The organism is Comamonas sp. C11 (genome assembly GCF_024496285.1).
GTDB classification, from domain to species: Bacteria; Pseudomonadota; Gammaproteobacteria; order Burkholderiales; family Burkholderiaceae_C; genus Comamonas; species Comamonas testosteroni_F.
Genome location: NZ_CP101743.1, coordinates 1,686,599 through 1,711,616, shown reverse-complemented (window position 1 = coordinate 1,711,616; position 25,018 = coordinate 1,686,599). Strand labels below are relative to the sequence as shown.

At 61.1% G+C, this 25,018-nt stretch carries 21 protein-coding genes; 5 read left to right on the top strand and 16 right to left on the bottom strand.

The genetic code is table 11. The features are described 5' to 3' along the window. Nucleotides 1-49: 49 nt before the first annotated feature. The 4 genes from NOX35_RS07785 (at nt 50) to NOX35_RS07770 (ending at nt 5,482) form a co-directional block, all read left to right on the top strand. Nucleotides 50-1,057, top strand: coding sequence for a YCF48-related protein (locus NOX35_RS07785; protein ID WP_182286262.1), 1,008 nt, complete (start codon nt 50-52; stop codon nt 1,055-1,057). Then, nucleotides 1,054-3,537: an RND family transporter gene (locus NOX35_RS07780; RefSeq protein WP_256496288.1), complete on the top strand. Its 2,484-nt coding sequence runs from the start codon at nt 1,054-1,056 to the stop codon at nt 3,535-3,537. The genes NOX35_RS07785 and NOX35_RS07780 overlap by 4 nt, the downstream gene beginning before the upstream one ends. Further along, on the top strand, nt 3,537-3,995 hold the full coding sequence (locus NOX35_RS07775) for a nuclear transport factor 2 family protein (RefSeq protein ID WP_256496287.1): 459 nt from the start codon (nt 3,537-3,539) through the stop codon (nt 3,993-3,995). The genes NOX35_RS07780 and NOX35_RS07775 overlap by 1 nt, the downstream gene beginning before the upstream one ends. A gap of 266 nt (nt 3,996-4,261) precedes the next feature. Beyond that, nucleotides 4,262-5,482 (top strand): ISL3 family transposase, encoded by a 1,221-nt coding sequence (locus NOX35_RS07770; RefSeq protein ID WP_182286442.1) that lies wholly within the window; start codon nt 4,262-4,264, stop codon nt 5,480-5,482. On the opposite strand, the gene NOX35_RS07765 is transcribed toward NOX35_RS07770, so the two are convergent. From NOX35_RS07765 to NOX35_RS07700, 14 genes are all read right to left on the bottom strand, one after another. Then, nucleotides 5,400-6,581 (bottom strand): dienelactone hydrolase family protein, encoded by a 1,182-nt coding sequence (locus NOX35_RS07765; protein ID WP_256496286.1) that lies wholly within the window; start codon nt 6,579-6,581, stop codon nt 5,400-5,402. The genes NOX35_RS07770 and NOX35_RS07765 overlap by 83 nt on opposite strands. Nucleotides 6,582-6,651: 70 nt before the next feature. Then, entirely contained in the window at nt 6,652-8,163 is a 1,512-nt protein-coding gene (locus NOX35_RS07760) for a DUF1302 domain-containing protein (RefSeq protein ID WP_256496285.1), read from the bottom strand. Nucleotides 8,164-8,198: 35 nt separating this feature from the next. Further along, nucleotides 8,199-9,578 (bottom strand): DUF1329 domain-containing protein, encoded by a 1,380-nt coding sequence (locus NOX35_RS07755; protein ID WP_256496284.1) that lies wholly within the window; start codon nt 9,576-9,578, stop codon nt 8,199-8,201. Between the two features lie 282 nt (nt 9,579-9,860). Further along, nucleotides 9,861-11,567 (bottom strand): class I adenylate-forming enzyme family protein, encoded by a 1,707-nt coding sequence (locus NOX35_RS07750; protein WP_256496283.1) that lies wholly within the window; start codon nt 11,565-11,567, stop codon nt 9,861-9,863. A 1-nt stretch (nt 11,568) separates the two neighbouring features. After that, the gene (locus NOX35_RS07745) at nt 11,569-12,696 is read right to left on the bottom strand and encodes an acyl-CoA dehydrogenase family protein (RefSeq protein WP_256496282.1); all 1,128 of its coding nucleotides are present in this window, start codon (nt 12,694-12,696) and stop codon (nt 11,569-11,571) included. A gap of 133 nt (nt 12,697-12,829) precedes the next feature. After that, nucleotides 12,830-14,026 (bottom strand): acyl-CoA dehydrogenase family protein, encoded by a 1,197-nt coding sequence (locus NOX35_RS07740; RefSeq protein WP_182286254.1) that lies wholly within the window; start codon nt 14,024-14,026, stop codon nt 12,830-12,832. 12 nt (nt 14,027-14,038) lie between these two features. Continuing rightward, nucleotides 14,039-15,106, bottom strand: a complete 1,068-nt coding sequence (locus tag NOX35_RS07735) for an MBL fold metallo-hydrolase (protein ID WP_182286253.1) — start codon at nt 15,104-15,106, stop codon at nt 14,039-14,041. Continuing rightward, entirely contained in the window at nt 15,099-16,910 is a 1,812-nt protein-coding gene (locus NOX35_RS07730) for a long-chain-acyl-CoA synthetase (RefSeq protein WP_182286252.1), read from the bottom strand. Before NOX35_RS07730 ends, NOX35_RS07735 begins: the two co-directional genes overlap by 8 nt. Before the next feature lie 42 nt (nt 16,911-16,952). Further along, nucleotides 16,953-18,134 carry an acyl-CoA dehydrogenase family protein gene (locus tag NOX35_RS07725; RefSeq protein ID WP_182286251.1) on the bottom strand — a complete coding sequence of 394 codons (1,182 nt, stop codon included), beginning with the start codon at nt 18,132-18,134 and terminating at the stop codon, nt 16,953-16,955. A gap of 17 nt (nt 18,135-18,151) precedes the next feature. Then, complete coding sequence (locus tag NOX35_RS07720; protein WP_256496896.1) at nt 18,152-19,324, bottom strand: lipid-transfer protein; 1,173 nt, start codon at nt 19,322-19,324, stop codon at nt 18,152-18,154. A gap of 32 nt (nt 19,325-19,356) precedes the next feature. Continuing rightward, a complete protein-coding gene (locus NOX35_RS07715; protein ID WP_182286249.1) occupies nt 19,357-19,773 on the bottom strand; it encodes a MaoC family dehydratase in 417 nt (138 codons plus the stop codon). A gap of 12 nt (nt 19,774-19,785) precedes the next feature. Then, complete coding sequence (locus NOX35_RS07710) at nt 19,786-20,889, bottom strand: acyl-CoA dehydrogenase family protein (protein WP_256496281.1); 1,104 nt, start codon at nt 20,887-20,889, stop codon at nt 19,786-19,788. 15 nt (nt 20,890-20,904) lie between these two features. Next, nucleotides 20,905-21,849 carry a Zn-ribbon domain-containing OB-fold protein gene (locus tag NOX35_RS07705; RefSeq protein WP_182286247.1) on the bottom strand — a complete coding sequence of 315 codons (945 nt, stop codon included), beginning with the start codon at nt 21,847-21,849 and terminating at the stop codon, nt 20,905-20,907. 18 nt (nt 21,850-21,867) lie between these two features. Beyond that, the gene (locus NOX35_RS07700; RefSeq protein ID WP_256496280.1) at nt 21,868-22,659 is read right to left on the bottom strand and encodes an SDR family oxidoreductase; all 792 of its coding nucleotides are present in this window, start codon (nt 22,657-22,659) and stop codon (nt 21,868-21,870) included. A gap of 108 nt (nt 22,660-22,767) precedes the next feature. Here NOX35_RS07700 and NOX35_RS07695 point away from each other — a divergent pair, with 108 nt between their 5' ends. Further along, nucleotides 22,768-23,580 (top strand): enoyl-CoA hydratase, encoded by an 813-nt coding sequence (locus NOX35_RS07695; RefSeq protein WP_012837522.1) that lies wholly within the window; start codon nt 22,768-22,770, stop codon nt 23,578-23,580. A 72-nt stretch (nt 23,581-23,652) separates the two neighbouring features. Here NOX35_RS07695 and NOX35_RS07690 read toward each other — a convergent pair whose 3' ends face one another. Both NOX35_RS07690 and NOX35_RS07685 read right to left on the bottom strand, forming a co-directional pair. Continuing rightward, nucleotides 23,653-24,054 carry a GFA family protein gene (locus tag NOX35_RS07690; RefSeq protein ID WP_182286245.1) on the bottom strand — a complete coding sequence of 134 codons (402 nt, stop codon included), beginning with the start codon at nt 24,052-24,054 and terminating at the stop codon, nt 23,653-23,655. Between the two features lie 148 nt (nt 24,055-24,202). Further along, nucleotides 24,203-24,970, bottom strand: a complete 768-nt coding sequence (locus NOX35_RS07685) for an SDR family NAD(P)-dependent oxidoreductase (RefSeq protein ID WP_256496279.1) — start codon at nt 24,968-24,970, stop codon at nt 24,203-24,205. Nucleotides 24,971-25,018: the final 48 nt, after the last annotated feature.

The following is a 25,018-nucleotide window of genomic DNA, read 5'->3' as shown; positions in this document are numbered from 1 at the left end:
CCGTGTTTGCAATACATGCACAGCGTGTACGAATCAATAAGGAGACAACGTGAAAACAGCCGTCGGTATAGGCGCAGCAGCATTGGTGGCCTTTGCCTCAGCGCTCGCCTTTGCGCCCCGCACACCGCCCCCCCTGGCCCCCACCACCATTGGCATCGAGCGCAGTCACTTCAACACCATCACACAGGTGGGCGATCGTCTGCTGACAGCCGGCGCACTCGGTGAAATCCTGTACTCGGACGACAAGGGAGCTCACTGGCAGCAGGCGCAGCTCAAGGAACAGCGTCAGGCGCTCATCGTCAACATGGCTTTTGCTCCCGACAAGAAAGCCGGCTTTGCCGTTGGTCACGAAGGCTGGATTCTGCGTACCAAGGACGGCGGCAGCACCTGGGAGGAAGTCGCGTTCTCCAAGGAAAACGGAGAGCCTCTGATGTCGATCGCGCGCCTTCCTTCGGGCGACTGGATCAGTGTCGGCGCCTTCGGCCGCGCCATTACCTCCAAGGATAGCGGTCAGACCTGGGAGCAGTTGCCCCTGCCCTCAGAGGTGGAGGACAAGCACATGAACCGCATTGCCAGCTCCGAAGATGGCAAGCACTGGCTGATCGTGGGCGAGCGCGGCCTGGTCATCAAGTCCGAGGACTCCGGAGCCAGCTGGCAGATCGAGCCCGGGTTCTACAACGGATCTTTCTACAACGCCATGGCTACACGCGACGGCGGCTGGCTGATCTATGGCATGCGCGGCAACGCCTTTGTGCAGGCCGCACCGGGCGCGCAATGGGTCAAGTCGACGATTCAGGCTCCGGTCTCCTTCTTCGGCCATGCCCAGGAAAAGGACGGAACCATCATCCTGGTAGGACAGGGCAGCATGCTCGGCCTGAGCAGGGATGGCGGCAAGAGCTTCAGCCTGCAACGCGCCAAGGGCCGCGCCACCCTGACCGACATTGTGCTGACCGGCCCCGACAGCGGCTGGATGTCCAGCGACGCAGGCCTGCAAGCCTTTCCCCCACCACAACAAGCCAAGGCAAACGCTCAGGCTGCCCAAGGAGCGACTCAATGACTCTGAGCGAACCCACCAGCCGGCTGGACCGGTTTATTGCATCCACGGCACGCTGGCTGATCTCGTGGAGCAAGTCCATCGTCGTGCTGACGCTGATTGCCACGGCACTGCTGGCTGTCTCGGCCATGCGCACGCACCTGGATCCGGGCTTCAACAAGTTGATCCCCATGCGTCATGAGTACATGACGGCATTTCTCAAGCATGCAGCCACCTTCTCCGGAGCCAACCGGATTCTGGTGAGTGTTGAATGGAAGGGCCGGCAAGGCGATATCTACAACAAGGAATTCCTCGAAGCACTGCGCGGCGTGACGGACGAGGTCTTCTTCACCCCGGGCGTCAACCGCGGTCAGGTGTATTCGCTGTTCACACCGAACGTGAAATACATCGAAATCACCGAAGACGGCTACGTGGGCGAGGTACTGATTCCTTCACGCTTCGAGGCCAACGAACAAGGCCTGGCCCAGGTACGCTCCAACGTGGCCAAGTCCGGCCAGATCGGCTCTCTGGTCAGCAACGACCTGAAGTCCGCCATGGTGCGCGCCGACCTGCTCGAGGTCGACCCAAAGACCGGCGAAAAACTTGACTATCACAAGGTTGCGCAGCGCCTGGAAGAGATCCGTAGCAAGTTCGAAAGCAAGGACATCTCCATCCACATCATTGGTTTTTCCAAGGTACTGGGCGATGTGATGGACGGCCTGACCACCGTGATGACCTTCTTCGCCATTGCGTTCGTCATCACCGCCATCATGCTGCGCATGTATACCAAGTCCACCAACCTCACGGTGGTGGGCCTGGCAGTGGCACTGCTGCCCGTGATATGGCTGCTGGGCATTTTGCCGCTGATCGGCTACGGCATCGACCCCATGTCGATCCTGGTTCCCTTTCTGATCTTCTCCATCGGTGTATCCCATGCGGTGCAGATGACGGGTGCCTGGAAGCATGATGTGCGCGCCGGCCTAAGCTCCAGGCTGGCCGCCGAGAACGCGATTCGCAAGCTGGCCATTCCCGGAGCCCTGGCGCTGCTGACCAATGCCCTGGGCTTCATGGTCATCATGCTGATCGACATCCCCATCGTGCACGAGCTGGGCCTGACCGCCTGCATGGGCGTGCTGCTGATGATCATCACCAACAAGGTGTTCCTGCCCGCGGTGCTGGCCAATCTGCGCCTGGAAAAAAATGCCATGCAAGCCCCCTCCTCCTCAGCCAATGGCCGTAATCCCATCTGGTGGAAACTGTCGGCACTGGCCGAAGGCAAGCCCGCCATGCTGACTCTGGTGGTATCGCTGCTGCTGCTGGCCGCCGGCACCTACGAATCGCGCAATCTGCTGACAGGTGATGTGGGCACCGGAGCTCCCGAGCTGCGCGCCGAGTCACGCTACAACCGCGACAACGGCACCATCATCGGCAGCTATTCCATAGGCATGGACGTGCTGTCCGTCTTCGTCGAAACCTCCAACCTCGACGAAGGCTGCCTTAACTGGCAGGTGATGAACGCCGTGGAGCGCTTTGAGTCGCGCATGCGCCGGGTTGACGGCGTGCAATCTGTCTCCACCGTCTCCGGTCTGGCCAAGATCGCGGCCTCCAGCAACAACGAGGGCAACCCCCGTTGGGCAGCTCTGCAGCGCACCGAAGCCGCGTTGCGTTCGGGCGCCAAGGCACTATCTCCCGATCTGGGCCTGAACACAGAGGGCTGCAAGGTCATCAATCTGCAGGTCTTCCTCAAGGACCACGAAGGCGCCACGCTGACCCATGTCGTCAATGAAGTGCGTGATTTCATCGCCGCAGACAAGACGCCCAACGTCAAGTTCCTGCTGGCTGGCGGCAACGCCGGCGTGGCGGTCGCAACCAACGAGGCCGTGGAACATGCCGAAGTGCAGATGCTGGGCTCCATCTTCGGCGCCATCACGCTGCTGTGCTGGCTGACCTTCCGCAGCTGGCGCGCCGTGCTGTGCATCGTCGTGCCCCTGGCCATCGTCTCCATACTCTGCAATGCCTTGATGGCCATGCTGGGCATTGGCCTGAAGGTCCCTACGCTGCCCGTGGTGGCGCTGGGCGTGGGTGTGGGCGTGGACTACGGCATCTATCTGTTCGAGAGCATGCAGCATGAGCTGCGCGAGCGGGACATCACGCTGCGCGAGGCCTTCTATGAAGCCATGCGCCAGCGTGGCAACGCCGCCATCTTCACGGCGCTGACCATGTCCATAGGCGTGGGCACCTGGGCGTTCTCGGCACTGAAGTTCCAGGCCGACATGGGCATCTTGCTGGCCTTCATGTTCCTGGTGAACATGCTGGGAGCGATCTTCCTGCTGCCTGCCATGGCCTACTGGCTGAATGTGGGCGCAGCGGAAGCCAGGGCACGCGTCAAGCGCCTGTACCGGCAGCCCAGACATGCCCATGCGGCAGGCAGCGTCGGCGGCATCAGCCACGCAGGCGGCATGCTCAAACCCGAACCCCAGTCATCCGTGAGCGGCAAAGTGTGATGCAGACCGCAACAAGCACGCTGGAGCAGGTTCTTCTTGAACATGCTCTGGCCCAGACCCTGACCCGCTACGCAACGGCCTGCGACACCCGCAACTGGGACTTGCTGCAGCAGGTGTTCACACCTGACTGCACCACGGTCTACGGTGGCAGCTACATCTGCGAAGGGATCGCCAAGGTCCGCCGCATGATCAGCACCCACCTTGACGGCTGCGGCCCCACCCAGCATCTGCTGGGCAATCTGGAAGTCGATGCAGCCGACCCGCTGCGCCCGCTCAGCAGGATTCAGGTGCGAGCCGCGCATCAGGGACTGGGCCAGCGCAGTCATCTGCGCTACGACGCCATCGGCTTCTATGAAGACGAATGGGTAAGGCTGCCCGAAGGCTGGCGCATCCAGAAACGCAGCATGACCATGCTGCTTGAGATCGGTGAGCGCTCCGTGCTGCAGCCCGGTACCTGAGCTGCCACACTCCATCAGTCAAGCCGCGCGGCCATGCTGCGCGGCTTTTCTGTTTCCGCACGACTCCATTGCTAGAAGCCTACGTTTCATGAAAAGAACTTCGGGAAAATCTGACACTTGAAAAAGGCCGGCATTTGCTGGCCTTCTGCTTTTCAGCCTAGTCCTGTCTACTGCTCGAACTTTGGTTCATCGAGGAATTCCGTGGAGATGAGCCCGTTCGTTTTGTAATCTGACGGCTGCGAAGCTGACATCGGAGAACAAATCAAATGCTGGACTCGAAGTTATTGCAGGCTCTTGGCGGCTGGGAGGGCTACGAGGTTGAACGTGTGCAGTGGCCCCAGGGCGATAGCCGCACCGTGTCGATCTATCTGAAGCCGCAGGCCAGCATCATGCATTGCGAACGCTGCGGTGCGCAGTGCAGCCAAGTCCATGAGACCACGACACGGCGCGTGCGCGATCTGGCACTGTTCGAGTACAAGGTGGTGCTGCATGTGCCGCGTCGGCGTCTGTGGTGCGATAGCTGTGGTGGCCCGCGCCTGGAGAAACTCAGCTGGCTCGGTCGCTACCAGCGCGTCACAGACCGTCTGGCACAGGCGTGCAGCCAGTTGCTTCGCAGCAGCAGCATCAAGGCAGTCGCGGCCTTCTTCGATCTTGGGTGGCACACGGTCAAGTCCATCGACAAGGCCTTATTGCTGGCCACTACCGCGCAGCCGCAATGGGAGCGGATCGAGTACTTGGCAATGGACGAGTTTGCGTTGCACAAGGGCCATCGCTACGCCACAGTCGTCGTCGACCCCATCAGCCGGCAGGTGCTGTGGGTGGGGCAAGGGCGCTCACGCGAGACGGCCCGCCAGTTCTTCGAGCAGTTGCCCGTTGGCGTTGCCCAGCGCATTCGCGCGGTTGCTATCGACATGACTACTGCCTACGAGCTGGAGATCCAGGCCAACTGCCCCAACGCCGAGATCGTCTATGACCTGTTCCATGTCGTGGCCAAGTATGGCCGGGAGGTTATCGACCGAGTGCGTGTCGATCAGGCCAACTTGCTGCGCCAACAGCCCTTGGCGCGCAAGGTGCTCAAGTCCAGCCGCTGGTTGCTACTGCGCAATCGCAACAAGCTGCAGGCTCAACAAGCAGTGCAGCTCAAGGAGCTGCTGGCGGCCAATGAGCCATTAATGGCGGTATACGTCTTGCGCGATGAGCTAAAACAGCTGTGGTTTTACCGTCGTCCGGCTTGGGCGCATCGCGCCTGGCAGCACTGGTGTGAGCAAGCGCGCCAAAGCGGTATTACAGCACTGAGCACCTTTGCTCAGCGCTTGCAAAGCTACCTGCACGGGATCATCGCCCGATGCCGGCATCCGTTGAACACAAGTGTTGTCGAGGGCATCAACAACACCATCAAGGTCATCAAGCGCCGGGCTTATGGCTACCGCGATCAGGACTATTTCTTTCTGAAGATTCGCGCAGCCTTCCCCGGTAATGCGCGATGAACCCGAACTTTACCTTGAGAAACTGCAGCAACTGCTTTCCGGCCAGACTGCGTGCTGTTTCATCGCGCCCGGCGATATAGCCCACCTTGACGCAGTCCCCCAGAGCCTTGCCGCTCTGCACCCGAATTCTGTAGCGGGTCTGGCGGTCGGATTGGGCCCCGGCGGGAATCAGCAACTGGCCATTGAGGACGGGAAAGTCCTTGTCATTGAACTCTATCGTGCAGCCGGACAGGTAGGGGCGATTCGTCATCTCTCGTGGCTTGTCGCTTTCCCAATCATGGCCTGCTCTGGCATAAACCACGGTACTGACCTCGGAGCCCGCCTCACGCAGGATTTTTTCCTGCTGCGCACAGGCCACCAGATCATTCGATGCATCCTCCCCCGCTCTGAAGCTGAGCAGGGGCGAACCCGTGGTCTTGCGTGACTGCAGCAGCGCATAGCAAGGCCCGTAAAAGTCCACGTGCAAGGCAAAGGGCTGGATGAAAGGCGCCAGCTTGTCGCGAATGCGTGCATCCAGGCTCATGCGTGCCGCAATTCCGCCTTTGGAAAATCCCATCACCCCGATACGCCAGCCATCGATGGCAGGGTGCTTGTTCAAGGCCTTGAGTGCGGCATAGGCATCGGCCACGGCATCGAACTCGGAGGTACCCATGATCTTGAGCGCATAAGGCATGTCTTCGCTGATGCCACGCGGCTTGAAGTTATCGACCAACAGCGCAGCTATGCCGTTGTCGGCCAGCATCTGGGCCGTTTCGCTCTCGCGCCCGGGAATGGCCCCCGCGCCACCGGGCAGGACAACCATGGCCGGCACCTGCTTCTTCTCGCTGGCCCCCTTTGGCAGGAACAGCTTTCCCATACCCATGGTTGCCTCTGCCTTGGCAGGCTGACCGAGCAGCACATCGAGGTCATACGGGCTGCTGGACTTGAAACGGATATCGCCCTGTGTATCACCGTGCAGCTCCGTCGGGGCCATCAAGGGGGCCACCTTGGGCAAAGGAGGCAAAGCATCGAACAGATGCTGTCCTGATGCCGCACTGCTCATCAGGCTCAAGGCTGCTGCACCCAAAGGGGCCGCCCATTTTCCGGTCAGTATTTGCATTCGCTTGCGCCCTTTCAAACACAAAAGCCCGGAGAGCCGGGCTTTTGTGGTGTTGGCTCGTTGGTGTGGTTCAGAACGAGTACTTGGCGGTCACAGACAGTTGGTCGCGGTCGGCCAGCGGACGTGCACGCAGGGAATCGGCAGAAGGATTGCCCAGGTAGTTGATGTAGGCCACGTTGATCGAGAAATTGCTCTTGCGAACAAAAGTCGCGCCAATGCTCAACCGGCTGTCGCTCTGGCCGCCGCCGAAGGTGCCGACCAGAGAACGGCCGCGCAGTTGCGACTGGTAGCTGATGGGGATGCTCAGATCCCAGCCTTCGAAGATGCCGGGGTAGCCCAGCGTCAGGGTCGCACCGGCCACCAGAGAGTTGCGGGTCTTGAAGCTCAGGTTATCGGTAGAGCTTCCATCGGCCACACTGATCACGCGAGAGCCGGAAATTTCGGCAGCCAGGGACATGTCGTCCGCGATACCGGTACGACCGATATTGAAGATACCGCCCACGTTGCCCTGCACCACATCGCCACGCACCGCCACACCATTGCCGTTGAGCACTGGCGTACCCTTGCGATAGCTGGCTTCACCAAATGCAGAGAACTTTCCGAAGGTCGTGCTGACCGTCGTTCCCAGCATCTTGATATCGTCGAAATAGCGAACCTGATAGCCGGTCGGTATCGCACCATTCATGTTCACGACCAGCGATGGAGTGCGGTCGTTGTAGTTCAGGTAGTACAGACCGACTTCCGTCTCGTCGGTGACGCGGTAGCGACCACCGATACCCCACTGACCCGAGCTGCTGGGCCGGATGTCGGTACCGCGTCGCAGGCCGCGGCAGGTCGCACCGTTGTAGACGCCCAGGCAGGAGGCACCAGGGCCCAGGGCATTGCTGGTGCTGGTGTACATGCCGGGAGCCGGCAGCAATGTTTCATGGAAGCCGAACTGATAGTGGCCCAGCAGCGAGAGCTTGGGACTGACTTCCAGCGAAGCCGAGATCTGGTCTTCAGGCAGCAGAATTTCCTTGACCTCAGCGCCAGGCGAAGCTGCCTTTGCTGCATCGCTGGGTCCCTGGGCCGCAGCGATATTGGCAAAGTACATGGACTCGCCCCAGTTCACCACCTGCTTGCCCAGGCGCACCGTGGCACGGGTCTCGCCCATGTTGAAGCTGGTGTAGGCGTAGGTATCCAGAAGGCGTGAGTAGCCGCCACCATAGCGCTTGGCAGCAGAGTTGAACTCGTCCACGGGACCAGCCGTGCTGATCGGGCCCTTGTTGTCGTTGCGCTGGTGATAGACGTCGTCATAGAAGGTGCTGGCATTCAGCACAAAGCCGCTGTCGCCTTTTGACAGCTTGCTCTCCCAGACTGCGCCCAGGCGGTTCGCCGTCAGTGCACCTTTCTTGAAATTGTTGTTGCCGTCCGTGTTCAGCACCGGAGATGGGTTATCCAGGCGAACACCCAGGCCATAGCTCACGTTCAGACGCCAGTCGAACTTAAGGCCATCTCCCAGCTCGATAGTCTCCCCCGCTTGAACCGCTCCCATGCCCAGGGACAGCAGCGCCGCCACTGCGATGGGAGTGAGTTTCTTCATATTGTTTTTCATAATGAGTCGCTCGTTGATAAAACTTAGTTGCCCGCGTTGCGGGCGGCTTCTGGCGTGAACATGGCGGGCACGAGATCACCCTTGTTCAGGACGGGGCCTTGGGGACGCTCCTGAAAAAGGTTGTAGCCCATGTAGCCGCCGGAATTCAGGTCGTGATAGAAGGACGTGCCTGCATGCCAGGCCTTGATGTCAAAGGAGTAGTAGTAGTTGATGAAGGCGTGCTGCCACAGCTGGCCACGCGCGTCGTACATGTCCGCTGCCACGGCCTGGCCGGTGTCCTCGTCCACGAACAGCACACGCTTGCCATAGACATGTCGGAAACCGTCCTTCAGCGTGCCTTCCACGGCCCAGACTCTGCGCAGCTCGTAGCGCATGAAGTCGGGGTTGGCATGACCGGGCTTGAGCAGGTCTGCGTACTTCACCGTGGGCTGATGGATCTTGTAGTTGTTGGCGGGGATATACATCTCCTTCTTGCCCAGCAGCTTCCAGCTGTAGCGCTCCGGCGAGCCGTTGAAAAGACGATCCGAGTCGATGGTCATCTTGCCGCCGGTGCCGGCCATGGGCTGGTCGAAGCCATATTCGGGCACCTGGCGCACACGGCGTGTACCGGGGTCGTAGCTCCAGGCCAGGCGCTTGTTCTTGCCGAAATTGACGGGCTCCACCGAGTGGGTCACGCCGCCCTTTTCACGCTCGGGAGCCAGCGTTCTGGTGCGGGTGTAGGCCATCACACCTTCCACAGGCTTGCCAAGGTTGGAGGGCTGGTTGTCCAAGCTCAGATTGATGTTCTCCTGACGCCCCCAGGCAATGGAGCCATCGGACATCACATTCGCCATATCGCGAACAATGTGCTCGTTGTAGGCACGCGTGGGCAGCAGGTTGTTCCAGATCACTTCCTGCCCGTTCTTGGGGATGGGGAAGTTGATCGCACCAAAGCTACCCTTGACTCCCATGCCGTTGTCGACGACCTCCGACTCCAGGGCATTCTTCTTCAACACTGTGCACACCTCATCGGTGTAGCGGAAATCGCGATGCCCCTTGTAGACCGGAATCTGCATGGTCTTGGAATACTTCTGGAACATGGCTTTCTGACCGGCACTGAGCTTGTCGCCATACTTCTCCATGTTCTCTGCAGTGATCACGAACAGTGGTTTTTCATCGGCATAGAGATCCACGGGGTGCTTGCCGCTGGATTGCACATGAGCCACGCCCGCAGGGGCGCCGACCCATTTGCCTGTGAACTCAGGAATCGTGCCTTCCTTGTTGCCGGCCTTGATGGCACCCACGCATGTCAATTCCTTGCCCAGCTGTTCTGCCTCGTTCGCCGGCACCTTCGCCCATACCGATGTCGCCACCATCAAACCCACTGCCGCTGCGAGTGGAGTCTTGGCTGTCACAAACTTCATCTCTGTCTCCTAGGTTCTAGAACTTATTTTTGGCGGGTGCTACAAACGAGGTACATTGCCTCGCATCACCCCATTGGTTTTGCCGTTTGCAGGCAGTTGCATACTGCGTCAGCAGGTCTCTTCAACCATCGTCTGAGTTGACTACTGACAGACCCTAGCGACCTAGTCCACATGGGTCACATGAAGCGCTTCCACGAATGAAAAAAACCTGCTGGTGCACGAAGCAGCAGCAGGTTTTCGGAGCGTGATCGGGAAAGTCCTAGGACCACCCGATTCCGTGAATCAGGTCAGCAGGTGAGCGCACTCCTTGCGAATCGATGCCTTGAGCATCTTGCCGGCAGGATTGCGAGGCAAAGGCTCCGCGCGCACAACGATCCGGCTGGGAACCTTGTAGCCCGCCAGGCGCTGTGCCACGAACTCGCGAAGCAGCTCGGGAGTCACCTGACTCCCGGACTTTCCGACCACCACGGCAACGACCTGCTCGCCCGTGACCTCATGCGGCATGGAGAACACAGCAGCCTCCTCCAGTGCCTCATGCTGCAGCAGACAGGCCTCGACCTCCGCCGCAGCAATCTTTTCACCGCTGCGGTTGATCACGTCCTTGATGCGGTCGACGATGGTCAAAAAGCCTTCATCGTCCAGAACGCCTATGTCTCCGGTGTGGAACCAGCCGCCCTGCATGGCTTTGGCTGTGGCCTCGGCATCACCGCAATAGCGCTCCATCAGAGTCACGCCACGCAGCCAGATCTCGCCGGGCTCGCCGATAGGCAAGGCTGTGCCATCCAGGTCTGCAATTCGTACCTCGATGATGGGTGACAGCACCCCCGAGCTGCGCGGATGCGCCTCGAACATTCGCCCCGAGCTGCCTGCGCAGACGCCATTGGATTCGGTCAGACCAAATCCAATGCCGGACATGCGCCCCTTGAACTTGGCCAACACCTCATCGATCAGGCGAGGGTGCAGGCCCGCTCCGCCAAATCCCACACCGGAGAGGTTGCCAGAACTCTCAGGCAGCTCGAAGCCGGGCAGACCAATGAGTTGCTGCACCATGCTGGGCGCACCATTGAACTGCGTGACCTTTTCCTTGCGAATCAGCTCAGCAGCCTTCTCAGGCTCCCAGCGATGAATAAAGATCAGACGGCGGCCATGGCGCAGGCTGACCAGCAGCTGCGCATGCAGTCCGCTGACATGGAACAGAGGAACTGCCGACAAGGTCGTTGGCTGCAGCTGGCGCGCCATGATGGCGGCAATCGCATCCGGCGAAGTCATGGCTGCCACTGCACCGATGAAGTCAATATTGAAGATGCCCTGGCACACGGCGCGGTGGGTGGATTCCACGCCTTTGGCCCGGCTGGTGGCGCCCGAAGTGAACAGAATCAGCGCAGGCTCATCGGCACTCAGCTGCGGGGGCACGAAGCCATCATGACCGCCTGCGATCAACTCCGACCAGCTGATATCGCCCCCCTCGCCATCCACCACCACCGTCTTGATGGCCGTCTGCGCAATAGCCTCCCTGATGCGAGCATGGCGGTCCGCATCACAGATCAGCATCACCGGCCGGGTGTCCTCCAGATTGGCCATCAGCTCGCTGCTCAGGCCAAAGCTGTTCAAAGGCACCGGCACTGCGCCGAGCAAGGCTATGGCAGCAAAAGCCACAGCCCATTCGGGACGGTTGCGCATGGCTATGGCCACCCGGTCGCCGGACTTGAGACCGCGCTGCTTTTGCAAGCGACTGGCCAGCGCATCGGCTGCTGCAAAAAACCTGTCAAAGGTCCATCGGTCATCGGCATAGACCATGAACTCGGCCGCACCATGAGCCCGGCCGGCATCGATTACCTGCGCGAGATTCTGAAAGGCATTGCGATAGGCTGCCACGCTGCGTCCATCGGACAGCGTGACCTGATGCACTTCAAAAGGTGCGCCCGGCGAAGTCAGCTGCGCACGAATGCTCCTGATCTTTTCACCCATGGAAACCAAGGCATCGCTCATCTCAGAAACCTTTCAATTGTGCAAAGCGGTTGCGGTGATAGCCACCGTCGCCCAGCAGGCGCTGCAAAACGCGTGCCCGCTTGAAGAACAGGCCAATATCCAGTTCATCCGTCACCCCGATGCCGCCATGCAACTGGATCGCCTCGTTGCACAGCTTCTCGCACAAGTCAGAGGCCTTGGCCTTGGCCACACTGACCAGCTCGGGCACCTTGGCCTCCAGACCGGAATCAATGGCTTCGAAAGCTGCCAGCACACAGCTCTCCAGCAGCTCAAGTTCCACATACAGACGTGCCGCACGATGCTGCAATGCCTGGAATGAGCCAATCTGCACGTCAAACTGAACGCGCTCCTTCAGATAGGTCACCGTACGATCAAACACCTCACGCAGCAGGCCCAGAGACTCTGCCGCCAGGCAGGCCCGGGCTCGGTCCAGCACTTCGTCAAGCACCTGAGCAGCAGGCCGGACCACCAACGCCATATCGGCGCTCAGTTCCACCTTGTCGAACTGCACGCGGGCCATGTTGCGACTGTCAATCATGCTCATGGGTTTGATGCTGACGCCTTGCGCATCAGCAGGCACCAGCCACAGGCCGGGAGCACCTTCGCCGGATACCGCCAGCACCACAAAGCCATTGGCGCCCACGCCATCCATCACAAAGGCCTTTTCACCGCTCAGGCACCAGCCCTTGCCGGTCTGCTCGGCTACCGTGCTCAATCTGGCTGAAAGGTGCTGGCCGGACTTTTCATCCAGAGCCAGTGCCAGCCTGGCCTGCCCGCTGGCCAGCAGGGGCAGCCACTGCGCCTGCTGAGCCGCGGAGCCGGCGCGAATCAACAGTTCAGGTGCGATCACGGCCTGGCTCAGCAACGGCTGTGCCGACAGGTTTCGCCCGATGGCTTCAAACACGGCGCCCATGCCCAGGTAGCCCGCAGCCAGCCCGTCATGCGACTCGGGCAGCACCGCCACGGGCCAGCCCATCCCCACCATCTGCTGCCACAGCTGCGTATCAAAGCCCTGTTCCACCTTGTCATCCCGCAGACGGCGCTGCTGGGCCACGGGCGCTTCCTGCGCGAGAAAGGCAACAGCACTGTCCTTGAGCAATTCCTGCTCTTGCGACAAAAGCATGGTCATATTCTTGTCTCCATTTCAATTCGTTATCCTCAGCCTGCGCGACCAATACCGCCCAGCTCAGGGACAGCGAGCAAGGGCCCAGACAGCCCCGTCGCCCCGCAACAAGGCTGTTGCCGCACGGTGGCTCAGAGGGTCAGGGCAATTCCAGCACTCGCTTGGCAATGATGTTCAGTTGCACTTCCGAGCTTCCGCCGGCAATCGTGTAGCTCTTGGAGCGCAGCCATGCACGACCTACATCGATCTCAGCTGCTGTGAAGTCGTCGCCTGCATCCCAGCCCAGACCGCGCAGGCCCAGCGCCTGCTCCAGCAGTTCGTACTTGGCAACTTCCTGCTCGGTCTGCACCAGCTTCATGATGCTGGAGGGGCCTGCAACGTCCTGACGCGCCAGAGCCTTCTCGGTCACCCGACGATGGGTCAGGGCGAAAGACTGTGCATCCATCAGCAGTCCTGCCAGCTTCTCGCGCAGCGCAGCATCGCGGATCTGTCCCTGCTCGTCCACCATGTAGGGCAAAGCGGTCTTGAGTGCATCGTGCGACGGCGCACCACCTTCCGTGAACTTGGACATGGCAGCACGCTCATGCTGAAGCAGCTTTTTGGCCAACGACCAACCTTCGCCCTCCTTGCCCACAAGCTGCCGCACAGGCACCCGCACGTCGTCGAAGAAGACCTGACAGAAACTGGACTTGCCGCTGATCAGCTCTATGGGCTTGACCGTGACGCCGGGACTCTTCATGTCGATCAGCAAAAAGCTGATGCCATCCTGCTTCTTGCCTTCGCTGCTGGTGCGCACCAGCGCATACATCCAGTCGCCCTTGTCTCCGTCCGAGGTCCAGATCTTGCCCCCATTGACGATATAGGCCTCGCCCTGCTCGTCCGTCACCCGCCTGGCCGAGGTCTTGAGGCTGGCCAGATCCGAGCCGGCATTGGGCTCGGAAAAGCCCTGGCACCAGCGCTGCTCGCCGCGCATCATGGGAACCAGATGCTCGAGCTTTTGCTCATGCGTCCCCACCTCAACCAGGACCGGACCCAGCATCCACACACCCAGGTTGTACTGGGGCTGACGGCAGCCAAGACGAGCCATCTCCGTGTCCAGGATACGGGCTTCCCTGGGAGAGAGGCCGCCACCGCCGTATTCACGCGGCCATGACGGCGCAAACCAGCCACGGTCGCGCATGCGCTCGAACCACAGCTTCTGATCCTCATTCAGAAACTGCAGCCTGGAGCTGCCCCAGACCATCTCCTCTGAAACAATGGGCCGGCGCATGCTCGCAGGGCAGTTCTCCTCCAGCCACTGCGCCACTTCTTGTTTGAATGTTTCCAGTTCCGTCATGGCTTCCTCACCTCAGGCCAACGAGAAATATGCAATCTTGCCTTCACCCGAGGTTCGCAGCAGCGTTCCATCCTGGTGAAGCAGGTTCAAATGGGCTATCGTTTCCCCTAGGGCCATCAGGCGATCCACGGGGCTGCGCAGCCTGGGAAAGAGCACGGGCACCAGCTCGGCAGCCGTTGCCCGCCCCACCTGACCCAGATGTCCGGTCAGCAGTGCAAACTGCTCGGCATGGTGCTCGAGCACCTGCTCCAGGCGCTCGTGCAGGCCGTAGAAAACGCCCTGGTGCGATGGAAGCACCAAAGTCTCGGCTGGCAGCTCACGCAAACGATGCAGCGAATCGATCCAGAGTTTGAGCGGATTGCCCTCGGGCTCGATGGGGCTGACCATCACATTCGAGGTGATGCGCGGCAGCACCTGATCACCGGCCAGCAGAATGCCGTCTTCCTCGCAATACAGACAGGCATGCTCGGGCGAGTGTCCCTCGCCCAGCACAATGCGCCACCGGCGCTCCCCGATCTGCAGCACCTCACCCGGGCGGATGCGCTGGTAGTGGCTGGGCTGCCTGGGCATGAACGGATCCTTGCGCATGGCAGCCAGCATGTCGTCAAGCTCTTCGCTGCTCACCCCCGCACGCGCATAGAACTCGCGATGCGCCTCTGGCAGAGGATCGGGCGGCGGCCCCATCAGCGAGCGCAGCATCATGAACTCGCCATAGCTCATGAGCAGCGGCACGCCAAAGCGCTCCTGCAACCACCATGCCGCCCCCGCATGGTCATAGTGACAGTGGGTGCAGACCACACGGGTCAGCGGCTGGCCAGCCAGCTTCTCCGTGAAGATTCTTTCCCACAGCTCGAAGGTGCCGGGAATTCCCAGCCCTGTATCCACCACCGCCCAGCCATCGCCGTCCCTGAGCAGATAGACATTGATGTGGTCCAGAGCCATGGGCATGGGCATGCGCAGCCACAGCAGACCGGGGACGATCTCCACATGGCTGCCATCGGATGCCGGCGGCGCAAAGGGATAACGCAGCACATCTGCGGGCTTGGCCCGTACGCGCTCCTGCGCGACAGCGCTATCCACGCAGTGCCTCTTCAAGCGCTGCAGCGGTCAGCGGCACATAGGTCTGCAGCTTGTCATTGCGTACAAACAGCGGGTCGCCGGTCTGAGCGCTGTCATAGCCCTGCTTTTGCAGATCCACCTTGCGCAGCTTGTAGTTGCCGGTCATGTCCGGCGTATCCATCAGACGCACGAACAGTGGTGCCGCATAGCGTGGCAGACGATCGATGGCCATCTTCCAGAATGCCTTGGGATCGAACTGGGCCCTCTCATGCATCACCAACGCGGCCATTCCCGCACGGCCACCATGACCGGGAACCTGCACACCATAGACGGTAATTGCATCCAGCCCATGGAAGTCCCCGAGTGCATCACTGACCTCCATGGTCGAGACGTTCTCGCTTTTCCAGCGGAAGGTATCGCCGATACGATCCACAAACCAGCAGTAGCCGTCTTCGTCGCAGCGCAGCAGATCGCCCGATGTCCACCACACATCGCCCTGCTGGAAGACATTGCGCAGCAGCTTCTTTTCGGAGGCCTCCTCGCTGGTATAGCCTTCAAAGCGCCCAGCAACCACACCGGGATACTGGATGACCATGCCGATGGCCTCGCCGGGCTCGTTCACACCGGCCAATTGCAAAAAGCCGTTTTCATCCCGGATGTAATCGCCTTTTTCCTGGTCGTAGCGAACCAGGCGCAAATTGGTTTTTTCCCAGAAGGGGACGCGGCCGCAGGAGCCGATGCGATTGTCCAGGTTGATGGTATTGGTGTTGGACTCCGTGCCTCCCCAGCCTTCATAGATCTGGAACACGGCACCAAAGCGCGCTGTCCATTGCTGCCAGATCTCGGGCGTGAGACCGGTTCCCGCCATCTTGCGCAAGCTGTGCTCCCGGTCGCTGTCCGTCGCGGGCGCGCTGAGCAGGAAGCGGCAGATCTCCCCCACATACTGGCAAAAGGTAATGCCGTGTACGCGGATGTCGCGCCAGAACTCGCTGCGGCTGAACTTGCGGCGCACCACGATGCGAGCTCCCGCAGCCATGGCGGTTGCCGTCAGCGACATGGAAGCCGCGCCGTGGTAGAGCGGCAAAAAGCAGTAGAAGCAGTCATCCCGGGTGATTTCCCAGAGCAGCTGCATGGAGTCCCCCGCCATCAGCCAGCGTGCATGGCTGATGACCGCGGCCTTCGGCAGGCCGGTGGTCCCTGAGGTGAATATGTACTGCGCCGTATCGCCGGCCACCACGCCCTCGCGCCACTCCAGCGGTACGGCCGTGCCGTCCCGGCTCATGGCAAGTGCCTGCAAATCAGAGCCGAACTGCTGCAGAACTCCCGCCGCGGCGGGGCGCACCTCATCCGGCCAGTGCCAGTAGCTCAGCGCGGTGTTCAGTCCTTCGGTCTGCGCAAAGCGCTCTGCACATTCCTCGCCCACGATCACATGGCTGGCCTTGGTCACCTCCAGTGCGTGCGTCAGAGGCTTGCCCATCACATGGGTGTTGATGAAGGCCACCACGGCACCCAGCTTGGCCACGCCAAACCAGGCAAAGAAGAAGGCTGGGCGATTCTCGATGGCCATGGCCACCACATCGCCCTTTCTCACACCCTGCTCGTGCAACGCACGTGCCACTTGATTGGCGCGCTGGTTGAATTGCGCATAGGTGTAGCGCACATCGCCTTCGGTCAGAAAGATACGCTCGCCGAAATCTCGCGCACAGTCCTCCAGACGATCAGCCATGGTGTAGGGCGTATCGGCCAGGTACTTGGCCGCAATGGGCGCGCGACGATCCAGCTTGAGCTGGGTCTGCTCGCGCGACACCACAGTCGTGTCGCTCATCACATGTCTCCTTGGTATTTGTTATGTGTGAGATGTCTTCGATCAGCGCTGAGGGCGCGGCATGCCGAGGCCGAACTGAGCAATCAGCTCGCGCTGAATCTCGTTCGTTCCGCCACCGAAGGTGTTGATGGTGCAGGCTCGCAGCTCATACTCCAGCTCGCCCATCAGATAGGAAGCCGCCGAGCCACCACGCACCAGAGCGCTGCTGCCCACGATGTCCATCAATCGATGCAACACCTCGACCACACCTTCCGAGCCATAGACCTTGGTGGCAGATGCCAGGCTCACGTCCATGGCACCGGCTTCCAGACTGGCCGCGATGCGGAAGTTGGTCAGTCGCATGGCTTCAAGGCGGGCATAGCACTGCGCCAGACTGCGCCTGACCCAGGCCTGATCGACAGCGCGACGGCCCTGCTCATCCCTGGCCTTGGCCCATTGCAGCACCTTGACGAAGGGGGCAAACACCTTGTCCGACCAGGCCCCCAGACCCAGGCGCTCGTGGTTGAGCTGTGCAGTGATCAGCTTCCAGCCCCCATTGAGCTCGCCAATCAAACGTGCTGCCGGCACTTCAACGTTGTCGAAATACGTGGCTGCCGTGTAGTTGCCCACGGTCTGGATCAGCGTATGCGAAAAGCCCTTGTCCCTGGTATCCACCACCATGATGGAAATACCCTTGTGGCGAGCCAGTTCCTGGTTGGTACGTGCGGCCAGCCACACATAGTCGGCAGATTCGATGCCCGAAGTCCACAGCTTCTGGCCGTTGACCACGAAATGCCCGCTCTGAAGATCGCCCTGCAACTGAGCCTGCGTCTTGAGCATGGCGAGGTCGGAGCCGGCTCCGGGTTCGGAGTAGCCAATGGCAAAAATGATGTCGCCGCTGGCCATGCCGGGCAGAAACTCCTGCTTTTGTGCCTCGGTGCCATGCTCCATCAGCGCGGGACCGACGGTGCTGATGGTGACGAAAGGCAGGGGAGCTCCGGCAATATTGGCTTCCTCAAAAAAAATCAGCTGCTCGGTGGCCGACAGGCCCTGGCCGCCGAATTCCCTGGGCCAGCCTATGGCCAGCCAGCCGTCGCGCCCCATCTTGCGGATCAGTTCGCGGTACTCGTCGCCGCCCTCGGCACCGCGCATGCGGGCCTTGAGCTCGGGCGTCATCAACGCCTGAAAGTAGTCACGGCACTTCAGGCGCAGCGCATGCTGCTCGGGAGTCAGGTCAATGAACATGAATGTCTCCCTTGCAATCAGGCCTCGTCGCCCAGGATCAGGCCGCTGGTGGGCACGCCGGTACCGGCAGTCACCACCATGTTGTGCACGTCCTTGACCTGGTTGACGGAGCTGCCACGGATCTGGCGCACGGCTTCGGCAATGCCGTTCATGCCATGGATATAGGCTTCGCCCAACTGGCCGCCATGGGTGTTGATGGGCATGGAGCCGCCGCGTGCATGCTCGCCGGAACGGATGAAATCCTTGGCCTCGCCGCGCTTGACGAAACCGAACTCCTCGAGCTGAGGCAACACAAAGGGCGAAAAATGGTCGTACAGCACCGCGCTTTGCACATCCTTGGGCGTCAGGCGGCTTTGATGCCACAGCTGCCTGGCCACATGGCCCATCTCGGGCAGGCCGGTGATGTCTTCGCGGTAGAAGGAAGTCATGGACTGCTGGCCCTCGGAGATACCCTGAGCCGCCGCCTTGATGTAGACCGGCTTGGCCTTCATTTCACGGGCACGGTCGCTCGATGTGATGACCATGGCCACAGCCCCGTCGGACTCCTGGCAGCAGTCCAGCAGGTGCAGCGGCTCGCAGATCCAGCGGCTGGCCTGGTGCTCCTCCAGTGTGATGGGCTTGCCGTAGAAGAATGCGTTGGGATTGGTGGCTGCGAAGTCGCGCACGGCCACGGCCACGCGGCCGAAGTCCTCGCTGGTTGCACCGAAGGCATGCATATAGCGGCGGGCAAACATGCCCACCCAGGATGCCGGCGTATGAAAGCCGTGAGGCATGTACCAGCCATAGTTCACGTTGTCAAAGAATGGCGTGCTGCCAAAGCCATAGCTGCCGGTGCCAAAGCGGTACCAGCTGCGCTCATTCATGGCGCGGTAGACCACGACCGTCTTGGCAATGCCCGTGGCCACGGCCATGGCCGCATGCAGCACGGGGCCGCAGGCCGCACCACCACCATGCGGCACCTGCGAGAAAAAGCTCACATTGCGAGCCCCGAGCAGGCGGGCGATCTCATACTCCGGGACCTTGTCCACGGAGTAGGAGGAAAAGCCGTCCACCTCCTTGGGGTCGATGCCGGCATCGCTCAGCGCGGCCAGCGTGGCCTCCATGGCCAGACGCAGCTCGGTACGGCCCGAGTTCTTGGAAAATTCTGTTGCACCCAGACCCACAATGGCGGCGCGACCGGAAATATTCATATCGTTCACAGGAATGTCTCCGCTTGTTGTTCTTAGGCCAGGGCCACTTGCACAGTGCCGCTGACGTGAGAGCCCATGGAATTGCTGCCCTTGAGCGTGATCTGAACGCTGCGCGTGGCCTCGTTCTTCTCGGTCACGGAGCCCGTGAACTTCATGGTGTCGCCGGGGTAGTTGGGGGCCCCCAGACGAATCTTCAGGTCCATGAGACGCGCATCGTCGCCAGCCCAGCTCTCGACAAAGCTCTGCACCAGACCGTTGGTGGTCAGGATGTTCATGAAGATATGGGGTGAACCCAGCTCGCGTGCGGCATCGCGGTCATGATGTCCGGGGAAATAGTCACGCGTGGCGATGGCGCCGCCGGCAATCAGCGGCACGGTGACGGGCACGCTGACGGGCTGCAGTTCGTCGCCCACGTTCACCGACTCGAAGCGAATAGATTGGTTTGCCATGTTGTTGTCTCCTTAGCGGTCTTCGGGCAGGTCGTACTTCCAGCCGAGCGTGTCGTTGTCTGAGAGCCAGTGACCCAGCGCCTGCAGGTGCTGTTCGGCGCTGCCGAGTTCGGCAGCCAGTGCACGGCACCAGAACATGAAGCGGTGAATGTGATAGGTCACATCCACTCCCATGCCGCCATGCACATGCTGTGCAACGCGGCCTACCTTCAGGCCCAGCTCGTTGGACTGGGCGCGCACCGCATGGGCCTGCGGCACGCAGGGCAGGCCGGCATCCAGACGCCAGACCAGCTGGCTCAGCGCGCTGCGCTGTGCCTGCATGAGGATGTAGCCGTCGGCCATCTGGCCCTGCACCAGCTGGAAAGTACCGATGGGACGGTCGAACTGCTTGCGCTCGCTCACATACTCCACGGTGCGGCGCAGCTGCTCCTGGGTCACGCCCTGCTGCAGGCTGGCCAGGCAGGCGATTGCCATTTCGTTGACCCAGTCCAGCGCACGGCCGCCCAGCACGGCCAGCACCGGCGTGTTGCGGAAACTGATGTCGGCCACCGCACAGTAGTCCTCACGCATGCCGGCCACGCGGCTGACACCATCGGCCTGCAGGCTCACCAGCACCAGCCTGATCTCATCGCCGGCCGCCGCTGCCACCAGAGCCACCCGGGCCTGCTCGCCCAGCGGCACGGCTTGCAGCTGGCCTTTGAGTCGCTCACCCTGCAGCTGAAGCGCCGGCCCGCGTGCAGCCACTGCCGCCTGCAGCGACAGAGCCAGCAACTCGCCCTCCATGGCTGACTGAATGACTGCGTCCTGTCCCTCGGCAAACCTGGCAATCGCGGCAGCCGCGACCTGCTGCTGCCAAAGCGGAACCTGCGCCAGCGCACGGCCTTGCTGCTCCAGCACGGCCAGCATCTCGCTCATTCCCAGACCCAGGCCGCCTGCAGCTTCCGGCACCAGAATGCTGTGCAGGCCCGCTGCCACGCACTGCTGCCACAGATCCTGCATGAAGGGCTGGCCCGAGGCATCGTGCTCGCGCAGCTTGTCGTCGGTGCAAAAGTCTGCAAACAGGCTTTGCGCCATGTCTGCGAATGCACGTTGGTCTTCACTGAGTTGAAAGTCCATGACGGTCTCCTAGCATCAGCCCACAGGACGGAACTGGGCCAGGGTCAGATCACCGTCGAAGGTGTTGAACTCCACCTGCACCTTCTGACCGATCTTCACCTCGCCGGGCTTGACGCCGACCAGCTGGGCAATCAGACGCACGCCCTCTTGCAGCTCCACCAGACCGATGGGATTGGGGTGGTCGAAAGGCGGTACTTCGGGGTAGTGCATGACCACGAACGAGTACACCGTGCCCTTGCCGCTGGCCTCCACCGTGTCCCAGTCGAACGAATGGCACTTGGGGCAGACGGGACCGGGTGGATGGTGCAGATCGCCGCAGCTCTTGCAGCGCTGAATCAGGAGCTTGCCTTCTTTCAGACCTTCCCAGAAGAAACGGTTGTCGTCGCTCACGCCTGGTGCGGGTCGCTTGATCTTCGGGGCGGCAACCTGCGCGGGATCGGCCTTTTGCACATTGGCGGGACGGAACTTGAAGACGCGGAACATCAACTGGCCGACCTTCTCGTCTTGGCCATTCGCTGCCTTGATCGAGAAGTACTCCATGATCTGCGTGACAAAGTAGCCCGTACCCAGGGCCGTAGTCTTCTCTTCGCTGATGGCCTCCAGGCGTGTCGTGTAGTACAGGTCTTCACCTTCGACTACATCGCGCTCGAAGCTCAGCTCGGAATTCACCGCCACGGTGGAAGGGAAGCCATGCGCTTCGATCAGCTTCAGAACTTCATAGGGATTCTCTGTCGTGGAGCCTGGCGGGTAGTTGTTCTGCACCGGCCCTTCCATGCACCAGACCTGCAGCATCGCGGGAGGTGCAATGGTCTTGCCATCCTTGTTGGTCTTTACGGCCACCCCCATCAGCTCGCTCCACTGACGAATCATGGGGCTGTTGACCTTGTCCCAGGCATAGACACGCCCGTATTGCTTGCCCACGTATGCGCGGACCTCTGCCATCCAGTCTTGATCGGTCAAGATTGTCTCCTTTGAAATTCAGTGTTTTTGTTGCACGGATTCCGAGTTCGATGCGCTCAGAAATGCGGGGCGCTCACCACCGCCATGCAGCAGCAGATTGGTGCCGCTCATGTAAGAAGCGTTTTCGGAAGCCACATACAGACATGCATTGGCAATGTCCTGCGGCTCGGCCAGACGGCCCGCAGGAATGGTCCCGGCGACAGAGGCAATACCCGCCTCATCCCCGAAATGCAGATGCGACTGTTCGGTGCGCACCAAGCCCGGGCTGACTGCCACCACACGTACCTTGGGCGCCCACTCCACAGCCAGAGAACTGACCAGGCTCAGCACAGCAGCCTTGGCCGCTCCATAGGCCGCCGTACCGGGGGAAGGACGCAGCGCGCTGATGCTGCCGATACAGACGATCACGCCACCGCCATCCTGCTGCTGCATCACGGCATTGGCGGCCTGAGAGGCGTGCAAGGTCGAGAACAGATTCAGACGCAGCACGCTTTCATGAAAGCGCGGAGACACCGTAGCGGCATCCACATGGGGGGCGCCACCGGCGTTGTTGACGAGAACGTCCAGACGGCCATGGCGGCGCTGCACCTCATCGACCATGTCCTTGACTGCCTGGGCCTCGCGCACATCGCATGCAACGAAGTCTGCGCTGCTGCCATTGATGCATGGCAACGCTTCGGGTCGCTGGCGGCCGCACACCACCACCGTGGCACCTGCGGCGAGAAACGCCTGGGCAATGCCCTTGCCGATGCCCTTGGTGCCGCCAGTGACCAGCACTACCTTGTCTTGAAAGCTTTTGTTCGTATCCATGCCTGCCAATTTAGGTTTCGGCACCAGCAGCAGATACGTCCAAAAGGACGATGTTGCTCTATCCCTTGAAAACGACCATCGACCCTGTTCAACTCCTTGGGAATTCCTATGTCGGCATCGCTTTCCGCTATTGAAAACATGGACACCGCGCAGCGAGAGCTACTGGTTCGACATCAGGACCACGGCGTGGCCATCGTTCAGCTCAACCGCCCCGAGGCAACGAATGCGCTGAGTCTTTCTCTGCAGGCTGCGCTGTCCAGGACCTTCGCTGAGCTGAGCGCAGACGCCAGCGTGCGCTGCATCGTTCTGACCGGCGGCGACAAGGTGTTTGCAGCAGGCGGCGACATCAAGAGCATGGACTCCTGCGGCCCCATAGAGATCATGAAGCGCCACACCGAGCGCGTCTGGGCCCCCATTGAGAAGTGCCCCAAGCCCATCATCGCGGCGGTCTGCGGCTATGCCTTTGGCGGCGGGGCCGAGCTGGCCATGCATTGCGACATCATCATTGCCGGGCAAGGAGCCAGTTTTGCACAGCCCGAGATTCGCATCGGCATCATGCCCGGCATCGGCGGCACCCAGCGGCTGGTGCGCGCCGTGGGCAAGTTCCAGGCCATGCGCATTCTGCTGACGGGCAAGCCCGTCAGCGCCGACGAAGCCTATGCCATGGGTCTGGTCAGCCTAGTCTGTGCAGACGATCAGGTAATCCCTGAGGCGCTGAAAATGGCAAAACTGATTGCCAATATGCCGCCACTGGCCGTGGAACAGATCAAGGAAGTGGTGATTGCCGGCATGGACGCATCGCTGGATGCCGCCCTGATGCTGGAGCGCAAGGCCAACCAGATTCTGTTTGCGACCCGCGACCAGAAAGAAGGCATGAATGCGTTCATCGAGAAGCGCCAGCCGGTGTTCAAGGGGGAGTGAACGCATCAAGCCAAAGCCGCAACATCGCCTTGCACGAGGCCGGTGCCGCAGCCCGAGAGTCTAAGGTGACCCTCAGTCATTGCGCATGCAGCCACCGGCAAAGCTTGACCACAAAGGCTGCGACTCCAGATGCGCATGCTTTTGCCTGAGCGCCGAAAAAGGCGAGTCCAGCGTGCCCAGAGCAATGCATATCCAGTCGGCCCATTCACCAGCCTGCCTGGACCAGAACAGGGATGAACCGCAGTGCTGGCAAAACTGTCGATGCACGGAAGCCGACGATGCATAGGATTTGATGTCGCCCTGCCCCGAGACTATGCACAAATCCTTGCGCGGCACGGCGCCATAGCTCGCGAAGGCGGAGCCATGGCTTTTGCGGCATTGCCCGCAATGACAATGCGTCACGGCCCTGGGCGGCGACAGCAGCCTGTAGCCGACTCTTGCGCATAAACAGCTTCCCAGATAGTTCTCGGGCACGACTCGGTCTCCAAATCCTCTCCCCCCAACACATGGTCCGCAGGCATCGAATATCTGCCGCTGCGTAGCTGCATGCATCCCATATGCCTTGACCGGCCCGGCGCTGCCGGGCAAGGCCGCGTTCCGAATGGAGTTGCCCGGCATACGCTCAGAGCATCATGCCACCAGACACTTCAATGCGCTGGCCCGTGACCCAGTTGCTGCCATCGGCAAGCAATGCGGCAACCGCGGCGCCCACATCGTCAGGGCGCCCCGCCCGGCCCATGGCGGTCAGGCCGCTGATATGGGCATTGACCTGTGCGTTGTCACGCACCACGCCGCCACCGAAATCCGTCTCTATGGCGCCGGGGGCAATGGTGTTCACGGCGATGCCGCGTGCACCCAGCTCCTTGGCCAGATAGCGCGTCATCACCTCGATGCCGCCCTTCATTGCCGCATAGGCGGCATAGCCCGGGAGGCTGAAGCGTGCCAGCCCGGACGAGGTATTGACGATTCGTCCGCCGTCCTTGATCAGGGGCAGCAGTTTCTGCGTCAGAAAGAACGTGCCCTTGAGGTGAATATCGACGAGCAGATCGAACTGCTCTTCCGTGGTCTCGGCAAACGGCGCCACCAGACCGATGCCGGCATTGTTCACCAGATAGTCGAACTGCTGGCGCTGCCAGGTGTTGGCCAGCACGCGCCTGACGCTGTCGGCAAACGCGGCAAAGCTCTTGCTGTCACCCACGTCCAGGCGCAGCGCCACGGCGCGGCTGCCCAGCGCCTCGATACGGGAAACCAGTTCCTGCGCATCGCTTTCGCTGTCCTTGTAAGTGACGATCAGATGAACGCCGAGTTCGGCCAGCTTGAGGGCTTCGCTACGACCCAGGCCACGGCTTGCGCCGGTGATCAATGCGATACGGGGTGCAGATGCTTGCATGTCGGTTTCATGGAGGATGTCAACAAGCCAGGACTTTAGGTGTTCTCC

What these genes read in the sequence shown, in the direction of transcription:
- NOX35_RS07780 (WP_256496288.1), top strand. Translation starts at nt 1,054, where the DNA reads ATGACTCTGAGCGAACCCACCAGCCGGCTGGACCGGTTTATTGCATCC.
- NOX35_RS07775 (WP_256496287.1), top strand. Translation starts at nt 3,537, where the DNA reads ATGCAGACCGCAACAAGCACGCTGGAGCAGGTTCTTCTTGAACATGCT.
- NOX35_RS07770 (WP_182286442.1), top strand. Translation starts at nt 4,262, where the DNA reads ATGCTGGACTCGAAGTTATTGCAGGCTCTTGGCGGCTGGGAGGGCTAC.
- NOX35_RS07765 (WP_256496286.1), bottom strand. Translation starts at nt 6,581, where the DNA reads ATGCAAATACTGACCGGAAAATGGGCGGCCCCTTTGGGTGCAGCAGCC.
- NOX35_RS07760 (WP_256496285.1), bottom strand. Translation starts at nt 8,163, where the DNA reads ATGAAGAAACTCACTCCCATCGCAGTGGCGGCGCTGCTGTCCCTGGGC.
- NOX35_RS07755 (WP_256496284.1), bottom strand. Translation starts at nt 9,578, where the DNA reads ATGAAGTTTGTGACAGCCAAGACTCCACTCGCAGCGGCAGTGGGTTTG.
- NOX35_RS07750 (WP_256496283.1), bottom strand. Translation starts at nt 11,567, where the DNA reads ATGAGCGATGCCTTGGTTTCCATGGGTGAAAAGATCAGGAGCATTCGT.
- NOX35_RS07745 (WP_256496282.1), bottom strand. Translation starts at nt 12,696, where the DNA reads ATGACCATGCTTTTGTCGCAAGAGCAGGAATTGCTCAAGGACAGTGCT.
- NOX35_RS07740 (WP_182286254.1), bottom strand. Translation starts at nt 14,026, where the DNA reads ATGACGGAACTGGAAACATTCAAACAAGAAGTGGCGCAGTGGCTGGAG.
- NOX35_RS07730 (WP_182286252.1), bottom strand. Translation starts at nt 16,910, where the DNA reads ATGAGCGACACGACTGTGGTGTCGCGCGAGCAGACCCAGCTCAAGCTG.
- NOX35_RS07725 (WP_182286251.1), bottom strand. Translation starts at nt 18,134, where the DNA reads ATGTTCATTGACCTGACTCCCGAGCAGCATGCGCTGCGCCTGAAGTGC.
- NOX35_RS07720 (WP_256496896.1), bottom strand. Translation starts at nt 19,324, where the DNA reads ATGAATATTTCCGGTCGCGCCGCCATTGTGGGTCTGGGTGCAACAGAA.
- NOX35_RS07715 (WP_182286249.1), bottom strand. Translation starts at nt 19,773, where the DNA reads ATGGCAAACCAATCTATTCGCTTCGAGTCGGTGAACGTGGGCGACGAA.
- NOX35_RS07710 (WP_256496281.1), bottom strand. Translation starts at nt 20,889, where the DNA reads ATGGACTTTCAACTCAGTGAAGACCAACGTGCATTCGCAGACATGGCG.
- NOX35_RS07700 (WP_256496280.1), bottom strand. Translation starts at nt 22,659, where the DNA reads ATGGATACGAACAAAAGCTTTCAAGACAAGGTAGTGCTGGTCACTGGC.
- NOX35_RS07695 (WP_012837522.1), top strand. Translation starts at nt 22,768, where the DNA reads ATGTCGGCATCGCTTTCCGCTATTGAAAACATGGACACCGCGCAGCGA.
- NOX35_RS07685 (WP_256496279.1), bottom strand. Translation starts at nt 24,970, where the DNA reads ATGCAAGCATCTGCACCCCGTATCGCATTGATCACCGGCGCAAGCCGT.